This is a genomic window from Butyrivibrio sp. Su6 (assembly GCF_900108105.1).
In the GTDB taxonomy this organism is placed as follows: Bacteria; Bacillota; Clostridia; order Lachnospirales; family Lachnospiraceae; genus Butyrivibrio.
On record NZ_FNUR01000004.1, the window covers coordinates 267,796 to 276,644 of the forward strand.

Sequence of the window (8,849 nt, forward strand, 5' to 3'; positions counted from 1 at the left end):
GGTTCGTACTACTAACTGTTAAATATTATCCCTCAATCGCTATCAGATTTTTTTCTGGAAGAGTCTTCTCCATAGCCTTCTTAGGTACTGTCAGAGTAAGAACGCCATGTCTGTAGGTTGCCTCAACATCTTCTTTCTGTACATTTTCGCCAATGTAGAAGCTTCTGGTCATTGACCCTGCATATCTCTCCTGACGGATGAGTTTGCCCTTTTTGTCATTATCATCGTGATCCATGCCCTTAGACGCACTGATTGTCAGATAACCATTGTCAAGCTCTACTGTTATTTCTTCTTTTTTGAAGCCCGGAAGATCAATAGAAACTTCATAATTGTCATCTTTTTCCCTGATGTCTGTCTTCATCATCCTTGAAGCTTTTCTGCCGTAGAGCTTACGCTCAAGACCACGCTCCATATTGTCGAATTCCTTCATATACGGGAATCCAAACAGATCATCCATAAAGTTCTCTTCAAAAATACTAGGTGCTAACATAATAATTACCTCCTTTGCACATAAACAATTGATTATTTGTAAATGAGCATTGGGACGGAGGGTTTGGATCATTGGAATCTTAAAGTCCTAACGGTCTTCTCTGTTCCTTTGTTCTACAAACAATATAACACCGTAATTAGCACTCGTCAACAGAGAGTGCTAATTTGGATAAAAAGATATTGCATAAAACATTACAAATTTAATCTATCGGACAAATAACCTGTTTTATCTGCCTTAATTTACTGGTTTAAGATTTACCTTCATCGCAATCTGCCTTGGAGTCTCCATCTCATCGAACTTGATAAGATAGCTCTCTTCATCAATGTTTATATCAAGTATAGTCCCGACTCCAAGGATTGCATGATGAACTCTTTGCCCTTTTTCAAGAAGATTGAGCTTTGAAGCACCTTTTAAATGCCTGGAGTCATTGTCTATAAACTTGCGAACAGCTGCCATCATGTTCTCATCAGGCTTTTGAGTAAATTCAAGCAAATCTCTGTCTATGTCCATGATAAATCTTGAAGGATAACGAGGAATACCTTCAAATGTATTGCCTCCAGCTTCCGATATAAACAGTCTCTTTTTTGCTCTGGTCATGGCAACGAAAGCAAGGCGTCTCTCCTCTTCCATACCCTCAAGTGTGTGGACCTTTCTCGATGGGAATATTCCCTCGTTCATGCCACACAAAAAGACATACGGAAATTCAAGGCCTTTAGCTGCATGTACAGTCATAAGCCTTACCTTGTCCTGTTCACCCGCATCAGAATCAGCATTGGTAAAAAGAGCTATATGCTTCAGGTAATCCTCAAGTCCTACCTCTTCACCGCAGGTTGTCTCATATTCAAAAACTGACTGTTTAAGCTCAGCGAGATTATCAAGCCTCTCCTGGGCTCCTTCTGTTCTGAGCATTGCCTCATATCCGCTGTCATTTAATATCTTGGCAAGAACTTCAGACACCGGAAGTCCTTCATAACTCTCAGAAAAGTGCTCGATAAGTTCTATAAACTGTCCCGCTTTTGTCCCCTTAAACAATTCATTTTCAAGATTTTCATTAAGGGCCATGTACAATGAGCATCTATTATCAGCTGCGTATTGCTCTAAAAAGCTCATGCGTCTTTTTCCAAGATTCCTTTTGGGGACATTTGCAATACGGCGAAAAGAAATATCGTCTCTGTAAACCAGCATTCTCAGATAACATAATGCATCCTTGATTTCTGCTCTTCCAAAGAACTGAACGCCGGAATATATTGCATAAGGAATCTTTTCCTTCATGAGCCCCTCTTCCACAGTTCTGGTTACATAGTGAGCTCTGTAAAGAATAGTGATATCGCTATATTTAACCCCATATCCCTTAAGAGCAAGTATTTCGCCGGTTACCCAGTCCGCTTCATCAGAAGTATCAGGTGCCAGGTGGCACAAAACACTTTCTCCATCTGCAATTGTTGGAACGAGATCTTTTTTTATCCTGAATCTGTTCTTATTGATCAGCGAATTAACTGCAGACAATATCTGAGGTGTTGACCTGTAGTTGTCATTCATCATAATGGTCTTAACATCAGGAAAATTCTTGTCAAAATCAAGCAGATACTTAACATTAGCCCCTCTCCAGGTATAGATTGTCTGATCGGGGTCTCCTACAATAAAAAGATTTTTATGATATCCGGCTAAAACCTCCATGAGCTCATACTGCAGACTATCTATATCCTGAAACTCATCGATCATGATATATTCAAGTCTTTTTTGCCACTTAAGCTTTATATCCGGGTTCTCTTTAAAAATATAAAGAGAAAACTTTATAAGATCATTGTAATCGAGTCCAAAGCACTTTTTCTCCTGATAAAGGTAACCATAAAACAGGATATCTTTTACTTCTGTTGCCTTGTCATATTTGTCCTTAAGCGTCTCAAGAGGCATCGTGAGCATATCAAGATAATATTTCGGCTCTTCAAATAGCTTTCTTATCTCAAACATGTCCCTTGCAGAACTAAAGGTCATATCACGAAGGGATAGCCCTCTCTCTTCATATATTATCTTAAGAATGTCATCGATATCTGAATTATCCAGAACAAGGAAATTCTTGGGATACTGAACAGCGTGTGAATCCTCCTGAAGGATTGAAACACAAAAACCATGGAAAGTATTGATATATCCTGTATCATTGTCCCCTGTAAGGGCATGGATCCTCTGTCTCATTTCATTGGCAGATTTATTCGTAAAAGTCACGCAAAGAATATGCCCCGGCATAATACCAATACCATTAACAAGATATGCAAAACGTGTAGAAAGAGCTTTCGTCTTGCCACTACCTGCGCCTGCTATAACACGTATATACCCTTCTGTAGTTGTTACAGCCTCTTTCTGGGCTTCATTGAGATTATCTAAAAGTTCCAACATTACATGCTCCCACATACTTTTACAAACAAATTCGACGTATACTACACTGAGTTCATTATAAGAACAGCTGTTCGATTTTGCAACAGATTTTTTATCAGCTAAGCACCTTGCCATACTCCAATTTGTATGTTGTAATAATCAATGATTTCATTACTAAAGGAGATTACATCTTGAGCAAAAATATTCTCATTATAAATACAGGCGGTACTCTTTCATCTGTCATGAAGGAGAATGGCCTTGCTCCCGGTCTTACAACTATTGATATGCAAAAAGAGCTTCATATGGTCTCAGGGGACACAACCCTTGAGATTGAAGATTTCTGCTCTTTAGACAGTGCAAATATTTTTCCTGAAGATTGGTCAAAACTTGCCAGAAGAATTAGCGAAGTAAGAAATGATCATGATGGAATTGTTGTAATTCACGGCACTGATACCATGGCTTACACTTCTTCCATGCTTTCATTTATGCTCAGGAACATAAATATTCCTGTTGTTGTAACCGGATCACAGCTTTCTATTACCAATCCTGTCGCCGATGCAATGGAAAACTGCAGATGCGCCATCCACATGGCTGCAAGCGGTATTCCCGGTGTCTTTGTCGCATTTAACAGAAAAGTAATGCTTGGCTGCAGAGCATCGAAAGTCAGATCACTTAGTTTTGATGCCTTTGAAAGTATCAATTACCCTAATGTCGCTACCATCAGCTCACTTGGTATGAGCATCGATGAAAAAGCTGTTCCTGTAAGAAACGGGGTTTTCCATTTATCAGATTCCTACTCTACAAAGGTATGTATGCTGAAAATGTTCCCTGGAATGCACAGAAGCCTTTTAGAATCTCTGGCTGACCAGGGCTATAAGGGCATCTACATCGAAGCCTACGGAATCGGTGGTCTTCCTTTTGTAAACCACGATTTTATCAGTACTATAGAGAAGCTGATCAGCAATGGAATAACAGTTGTTATCGGAACTCAATGTCCTTATGAAGGCTCAAAGATGGACGTTTATGAGACCGGCAAAAGATCTCTTGAAATAGGTGCACTTCAGGCTCACGACATGACAAGTGAAGCCGCTTTGACAAAGCTTATGTGGATTCTTGGAATGACAGAAAATCCTTCAGAAATCAGAGACTATTACTCAATAAATATTGCAGGTGAGATCAATAAATAAAAAAGACCCAGATAACGGATCAGGTCTATTTCCGTTATCTGGGTTTTATTAATGCAAGAATTTCATTCCTTTATCGTGTGATTTTGGAATTATCTTTTCTACTTTTTCTATATCTTCAGCTTCTGATTCTTTAAATTGTTTTACTATGTCTTTTTTACACTCAGGGCAAAGCTTTCCCGTGCATACAGGCTTACCACAAATATCGCAGACAGCGCCAAGATTCACCGCATTCGATGAAACCAGCCGCCCTTCGCGCACCCACTTGATCAAAGTATTAATTGGAACTCCTGTAGCTAAAAATACTTCTTTTCCTTCCGCACCAGGGTACTTATCTAAGAATTTCTTAACAAGCTGAAACTGTGCCTCGTCTGTTCGACGACATTCCGGGCACAAAATATACCCATAGCCGGGATATTGAAAAACCCTATGACATGTCGAGCAGTTTTTTAACTCCATATTATTTCTTTCTGCATAATAAATATGCATTATTATCGCTTTCACGATAATTATATCATTAGAGTCACAATAGAAAAAGCCTATACATCACTGTTTGGCATTATTATACCATTCTGTGCGCTGGCTCCATTGAAATCGTTCTGTCAGCAATACACATTGTAGATGGTCTATGTGATACTATGAGCACCGCTTTGTTTTTGGAGTATTCTTTTAGCGCCTTCAATATAATGGCTTCATTAAGGCTATCAAGACTACTTGTAGGTTCATCAAGAAGCATAAATGGCGCATCATGTAAAAAGGCTCGCGCAAGCCCAATTCTCTGCCTCTCTCCTCCCGATAGAGTACTACCCAATTCACCAACTTCTGTATCATATCCTTTCGGCAAAGTCATAATAAAATCATGGATAGATGCCCTCTTACAGGCCTCTACCACTTCTTCATCAGTAGCATCCAGTTTCCCAATACGGATATTTCCTGCAATGGTATCCTTGAAAATCTGTGTTTCCTGAGTCATATAACTCTCAATATCTCGAAGGTTGACTGTATTTATATTTTCTACATTCTTACCTGAAACACTGATCTGCCCCTCTTTTGTCATCCAGAACCTCATAAAGAGCTTGAGTAATGTAGACTTTCCACATCCACTTGGCCCGACTATTCCAACAATCTCATTCTTGTTTATTTCCATTGAGATATCATCGAGCACAATCTCATCTTCGTATGAGAACGAAACTTTGTCAGCTTTAGCCCCATCAAAAGAAATGTCTTCATACCCAAAAACATCTTCTGTTTCTGGTTTCTCATCTATTATAGCTAGTACCCTGGCTCCCGACGCTACAGTACTTTGGATAGTTGTTCCCAGCGCTGAAAGCGCAGTTACAGGTCCAAAGGATGACATAAGAGCAATCATTGGGATCAAAAATCCATCAAATCCTATCTCTCCTGAGAAGTAAAGGTAATAACAGACACATAACATAACAATATCAGATAGCCAGATTAGAGTATTGGCAAGCGCTATATTTGTTCCTGTAAGTTTATTTAATACACTCTGCTTTAAAGACAAAGCGTTTGTTTTATCCGATATTTCTTTTAACCTGCTCTCCCCATGATGATATTGCTGTATCTCATCAATTCCTCGGATACTTTCAAGCATGTGCGCCGACAGCTCTCCTAATTCACCGCGCAGATCATCTCCTAATGTTCCACTTCTTTTTGAGATCAAGAGCGGCAAAACCACTCCGACAATCATAAATGCTGCCAATGCCACAAATCCGAGCATCGGATGGAAACTTCCTATGAAAAAACACATGATCATCTCTGTTATTATCGCAATACATATTGGAGAAATGGTGTGCGCATAAAAAACCTCAAGCAGTTCAACATCAGAAGTGATAAGAGAAATCAAATCCCCCTTATCTCTGCCCTCGAGCTTTGCCGGACATAGTCTTCTAAGAGCTTTAAAAACTTTGTCCCTTATGATTGCAAGCAGTGTAAAGGCTATATAATGATTAGTCCTTTGCTCTGAAAATCTGAAAACAGACCGTAACAATGCAAACAAAACAAGAAGTAACACTATCGTCCCGAATTTCAGTCCTGTGTCGTACCCTAGCCCTGTTAAAACGACATATCCACCAAGAATCGGGATGAACTGTGCTGTCAAAAAACCAAAAGTTCCTAAACAAACAGCCAGTGCCATGAACCCTGTAAGAGGCTTTACAAGTACGAGCATTCTTAAAAGCACTTTGATTTTGCTTGTCTTATTCATGTTTAGCCTCCTTTTCAAATTCCTCCAGCTCTTTTTGCGTATTCCAAAGCTGCCTATATTCCGGACACGTATCAAGAAGCTGTTCATGATTCCCTTCGCCCTTTTCCATGCCACTCTCCAAGCAGAATATCCTGTCTGCAGATACAACATTGGCAAGGCGGTGTGTGATCATAATGATAGTTTTTATCTTTGACAGCTTCTTTATCTCATTTAGTATATCTTCTTCACTTTCAACATCTATATTACTTGTTGCCTCATCAAAGATATACACCCTTGAATCATGCAAAAGAGCCCTCGCAAGAGCAAGTCTTTGCCTTTGCCCTCCGGAAAGATTGCCTGCATTCTCAGTAAGAATAGTATCAAGTCCTTTCTCACCCCTAAAAAAGTCTGCCAGATTACAATCTTCAAGTACGGACCAAAGCTCATTTTCTGTTGCATTCTCCTTCGCAACAAGAAGGTTTTCTTTTACTGTTCCTTTGAAAAAAACACTTCCCAAGCCCACATAGGTAATATTCTTCAATAGTTTCTCTTCATTTATTTTATTTACGTTTATTCCACCAATATTAACTTCACCATCCAGTACAGTATTTCTCCCCATGATCAGTGAAGCAATTGTAGACTTACCACTTCCGCTTTCGCCAACAATTCCAGTAAATTCACCCATTCTAATGCACATTGAAACATCATGTAAAACTTCTCTATCTGAATCATATGAGAAGTTCACCTTGTTCAAAGAAATTTCAGATAACTGCTGTGGGAAATCTTTTACTTTACTATCAGGCTCTTTTTCTGCTAAAAAGCTGAATATCCTATCACTTGCTGCCATTCCATTCATTGCCACATGAAAGTAGCTTCCAAGCCTTCTCATTGGCAAAAAGAAGTCGGCTGAAAGAAGAATCATAAAAATAACAGATGCAAGCCCAATTTTTCCATCCAAAAATGATTTCCCTGCCATAGCTATTCCAAGAGCTGCGCCTCCATAAGCAAAAAAGTCCATGATTATAATTGAATTAAGCTGCATTGTCAGAACTTTCATTGTTACCAGCCTGAAGTTCTCTGATTCAGCGTTCATCTGCTCGTTTTTATAAGCATCTGCCTGATAAGTTTTAAGAATCGTCATTCCCTGAAGATTTTCAAGAAAAGTACTTCCTAGCTTTGTATACTGATCCCAATACTTTGAAAGTAGCTTTTTCGCTATTTTCTGAACCATCATAATGGCTCCGGGAATAAGTGGCACACAAATTAGAAGAATAGCAGCCACCTTAAAGCTCCCTGCTATTCCAAACATAAAGAACAATGTGATAGGCGCCAGAAAAGCATAGAAAAACTGCGGTACATATTGACCAAAATAACTTTCAAGCTGTTCAACTCCTTCAACAGACTCCTGGACCAGTTCAGCTGTGGTAGCATGTTCTCTATACGTACTTCCCAACTTCAGTAGCTTTTTATAAATCTGCTCTCTCATAACCCTTTTTACAGTCTTTGAAGCCAGATAGCTCATCCTGTTAGCACTATAGCTTGCCAGCCAACGCAGTATAAGAGCTCCAAAAAGTATGATCATACTACTAATCAACATATTAGTCGTTAGCTTTTTCTCATATAATTTTTCTACAAATGCCCCAATAACACCTATCATTACAGCATTAGTAAAAAGTTCACCCCATTGAAAAACAATGTTTCCAATGATATATTTTTTGCTTTCCGGACACATCTTCATCAGTCTTTTATCAAACATTTATATTCCTCTTTTATAAACAAATCCATTCGATGCATTCAGTATATCGCTTTGGCTTTCATTCTTTCAATAAAAAGCCACATTTACATATATACTTAATGTAACATAATACGAGGTTAAAGCTGCAATAAAAAAAACAGAAACCAATTATGATTTCTGCTTTCTATAGAGCCGATGAGCGGACTCGAACCGTTAACCTGCTGATTACAAATCAGCTGCTCTGCCAATTGAGCCACATCGGCATATTCAAATATTATGAAATAAAAAATGGGACCTACAGGGCTCGAACCTGTGACCCTCTGCTTGTAAGGCAGATGCTCTCCCAGCTGAGCTAAGATCCCGTTCAAAATAAATTAAAATATGAAGTTGAGCGACCCGGAGGGGGTTCGAACCCCTGACCTCCGCCGTGACAGGGCGGCGCTCTAACCAGCTGAGCCACCGGGCCATCATTTTATTATTATAGCACAAAACACATGCAATGCATGTGTTTTTTTTGTACCTTCAAAACCGAACACTGATTTATCTAAATCCAATTCTCTATACTTACCTTTATGGATAAGCCCTCGACCTATTAGTACACATCAGCTGAACACGTTACCATGCTTACACCTTGTGCCTATCTAACCTCGTACTCTACAAGGGGTCTTACTGCAAAAACCAGGGATATCTCATCTTGAGGGGGGCTTCACGCTTAGATGCCTTCAGCGTTTATCCCTTCCGGACGTGGCTACCCAGCCTTATGCATCTGGCGATGCAGCTGATACACCAGCGGTCCGTCCATCCCGGTCCTCTCGTACTAAGGACAGCTCCTCTCAGATATCCTACGCCCGCGCCGGATAGGGA

General features: G+C 39.6%; 6 protein-coding genes, 3 tRNA genes and 1 rRNA gene. 1 reads left to right on the plus strand and 9 read right to left on the minus strand.

From position 1 onward, the window contains the following. Positions 1-25: 25 nt before the first annotated feature. A complete protein-coding gene (locus tag C4S54_RS07085) occupies positions 26-490 on the minus strand; it encodes an Hsp20/alpha crystallin family protein (protein WP_103868900.1) in 465 nt (154 codons plus the stop codon). Between the two features lie 234 nt (positions 491-724). Then, the gene (locus C4S54_RS07090; RefSeq protein WP_103868901.1) at positions 725-2,884 is read right to left on the minus strand and encodes an ATP-dependent helicase; all 2,160 of its coding nucleotides are present in this window, start codon (positions 2,882-2,884) and stop codon (positions 725-727) included. A gap of 170 nt (positions 2,885-3,054) precedes the next feature. On the opposite strand from C4S54_RS07090, the gene C4S54_RS07095 reads away from it, so the two are divergent. Next, positions 3,055-4,050 (plus strand): asparaginase, encoded by a 996-nt coding sequence (locus C4S54_RS07095; RefSeq protein ID WP_103868902.1) that lies wholly within the window; start codon positions 3,055-3,057, stop codon positions 4,048-4,050. Between the two features lie 48 nt (positions 4,051-4,098). Here C4S54_RS07095 and C4S54_RS07100 read toward each other — a convergent pair whose 3' ends face one another. The 7 genes from C4S54_RS07100 to C4S54_RS07130 form a co-directional block, all read right to left on the minus strand. Beyond that, positions 4,099-4,443 (minus strand): hypothetical protein, encoded by a 345-nt coding sequence (locus tag C4S54_RS07100; protein ID WP_146059969.1) that lies wholly within the window; start codon positions 4,441-4,443, stop codon positions 4,099-4,101. Between the two features lie 166 nt (positions 4,444-4,609). Continuing rightward, positions 4,610-6,271: an amino acid ABC transporter ATP-binding/permease protein gene (locus C4S54_RS07105; protein WP_103868904.1), complete on the minus strand. Its 1,662-nt coding sequence runs from the start codon at positions 6,269-6,271 to the stop codon at positions 4,610-4,612. Beyond that, positions 6,264-8,006, minus strand: coding sequence for an ABC transporter ATP-binding protein/permease (locus C4S54_RS07110; RefSeq protein ID WP_103868905.1), 1,743 nt, complete (start codon positions 8,004-8,006; stop codon positions 6,264-6,266). Before C4S54_RS07110 ends, C4S54_RS07105 begins: the two co-directional genes overlap by 8 nt. Positions 8,007-8,175: 169 nt before the next feature. Beyond that, positions 8,176-8,248 (minus strand) — tRNA-Thr (locus C4S54_RS07115). A 26-nt stretch (positions 8,249-8,274) separates the two neighbouring features. Then, positions 8,275-8,347: transfer RNA gene (locus C4S54_RS07120), tRNA-Val, on the minus strand. Positions 8,348-8,377: 30 nt separating this feature from the next. Beyond that, positions 8,378-8,451: transfer RNA gene (locus C4S54_RS07125), tRNA-Asp, on the minus strand. A gap of 106 nt (positions 8,452-8,557) precedes the next feature. Continuing rightward, positions 8,558-8,849, minus strand: a 23S ribosomal RNA gene (locus C4S54_RS07130); the annotation flags it as partial.

Bases quoted from the DNA above. Each gene is read 5' to 3' on its own strand.
- C4S54_RS07085 (WP_103868900.1), bottom strand. From the start codon at position 490: ATGTTAGCACCTAGTATTTTTGAAGAGAACTTTATGGATGATCTGTTT.
- C4S54_RS07090 (WP_103868901.1), bottom strand. From the start codon at position 2,884: ATGTTGGAACTTTTAGATAATCTCAATGAAGCCCAGAAAGAGGCTGTA.
- C4S54_RS07105 (WP_103868904.1), bottom strand. From the start codon at position 6,271: ATGAATAAGACAAGCAAAATCAAAGTGCTTTTAAGAATGCTCGTACTT.
- C4S54_RS07110 (WP_103868905.1), bottom strand. From the start codon at position 8,006: ATGTTTGATAAAAGACTGATGAAGATGTGTCCGGAAAGCAAAAAATAT.